The following is a 1,811-nucleotide window of genomic DNA, read 5'->3' on the forward strand; positions in this document are numbered from 1 at the left end:
GCCACGAGCCGGTAGCGGCCCGCCTCGACGGGCCACGCCTCGGCCCCCTCGGTGAGCCCGCCGCCCACGCGGCCGACCGTGGACGGCTCGGCCACGGGCAGGGCCCGCACGGCCTCCGGATCCGCCACGATCCGGTCCGCGATGTAGTTCGTGTCCCGCGTGAACTCCGCCCCGGACTGCACGTAGTTGCCCGTGAACCCCTCGCGCGTGTCGATGGTGCCGCGGTCCGCGGCCTGGCCGGTCTGCTGGTTCTCCATACACTCGAGCCTATGACGACGACCACCGCCACGCCCGGCCCCACGCCCGCCCCGCTGGTGCGCTGCGTGACCGCCCAGAACCCCTCCCCGATGACCCTCGCGGGCACCAACACGTACGTGGTCGCCGCACCGGACTCGGACGCGGCCGTCGTGGTGGACCCGGGTCCGGAGGACGACGTCGCCGCCCACCTCGAGCGCGTCCGTGCGGCGGCCGAGGGGCGCCGGATCGCGCTCATCCTGGTGACGCACCGGCACGCCGACCACACCGGCGGGGTGGACGCCTTCCACGCGGCCACGGGCGCCCCCGTGCGCGCCGCGGACCCGGACTGGTGCCGCGGCGGGGCCGCCGTCCTGACGCCGGACGAACGGATCGACGCCGCCGGCACCCCGATGCTGGCGTGGCACACCCCGGGCCACACCTCGGACTCCTACTCGTTCGCCGTCCCGGACGCGGGCGCGCACGGCGCGGTCATCACGGGCGACACCATCCTCGGCTCGGGCACCACCATGCTCGACCACCCGGACGGCACCCTCACCGACTACCTGGCCAGCCTGCGCCGCCTCGAGGCGGCGGGCCCGCTCACGGTGCTGCCCGCGCACGGGCCCGTGCCGGGGCCGCTGGACGTCGTCGCCCGCGACTACCGGCACCACCGCGAGGGCCGCCTGGAGCAGATCCGCGCCGCCCTGGCCGCGCTGCCCGAGACCGAGGCGGCGACGATCACGCCCGAGGACCTGGCCCCGCGCATCTACCCCGGCCTCACCGGCACCGTGGCCCGCGTGGCCGTCCAGACGGTGGCCGCGCACCTGCGCCACCTGCGCGAGGGCTGAGCCCCTCCGCCGCGGGCCCGGCCCGCACTACGCTGACCTCAGACCCGTCCCCTCGACCCCGCGGAGGCACCCCATGACCATCCTCGTCGGCTACGCCCCCTCGAAGGCCGCGGACGCCGCTCTGGACACCGCCCTGGACATCGCCCGCTCCACCGGCGAGCACGTGGTGGTGGTCAATGCGGGCCCCGGCGGCGAGCACCGCACCAAGTCCCTCGTCACGGAGGAGCAGCAGCGCGGCGTGCAGGCCCGGTTGGACGCCTCCGGCGTGACGGCCGAGTTCCGCCAGTACGCGCGCGGCCGGTCCACGGTGGAGGAGATGAAGGACGTGGCCGCGGAGCTGGACCCGTCCATCGTGGTCATCGGCGTGCGCCGCCGCGGCGGCTTCGGCCGGTTCGTCATGGGATCGGTCTCGGACGAGCTGCTGCAGGAGATCGATCAGCCCGTGCTGTGCGTGAAGGAGTACCGGCAGTACGGGGACCACACGCCCGAGGCCGTGAGCCACGTCGCCGAGACGGACCCGGCCACCCACGGCCTGCCCGCGTCCGAGCCGATGGCCGAGCGGCGTCGGCTCACGCCCGTCGATCCCGGGGACCCGACGCTCGAGCGCTGAGCGCTCCCGCCGGGCCTCAGTCCTCGTCGTCCTGACGGCGGCGCGTGACGGCGTCGTCGAGGAGGCCGTCCGCGTGGGAGCCGGCGCCGCTGCGCCGCCCGGCCTCGTCCGCCGCC

The 1,811-nt window shown here is 76.1% G+C and carries 2 protein-coding genes and 1 pseudogene; 2 read left to right on the forward strand and 1 reads right to left on the reverse strand.

The window, feature by feature from the left end; all coding sequences use genetic code 11:
• A pseudogene (locus HMPREF3105_RS13415) lies at positions 1 to 257 on the reverse strand (glutathione S-transferase family protein); the annotation flags it as partial.
• A 12-nt stretch (positions 258 to 269) separates the two neighbouring features.
• Between HMPREF3105_RS13415 and HMPREF3105_RS00690 the strand changes: the two are divergent.
• Together HMPREF3105_RS00690 and HMPREF3105_RS00695 are read left to right on the forward strand one after the other, a co-directional pair.
• A complete protein-coding gene (locus HMPREF3105_RS00690) occupies positions 270 to 1,085 on the forward strand; it encodes an MBL fold metallo-hydrolase (protein ID WP_070708537.1) in 816 nt (271 codons plus the stop codon).
• Between the two features lie 73 nt (positions 1,086 to 1,158).
• A complete protein-coding gene (locus tag HMPREF3105_RS00695; protein ID WP_060774870.1) occupies positions 1,159 to 1,695 on the forward strand; it encodes a universal stress protein in 537 nt (178 codons plus the stop codon).
• Positions 1,696 to 1,811 lie beyond the last annotated feature (116 nt).

The sequence above is a fragment of the Micrococcus sp. HMSC31B01 genome (genome assembly GCF_001816085.1).
GTDB lineage: Bacteria > Actinomycetota > Actinomycetes > Actinomycetales > Micrococcaceae > Micrococcus > Micrococcus luteus.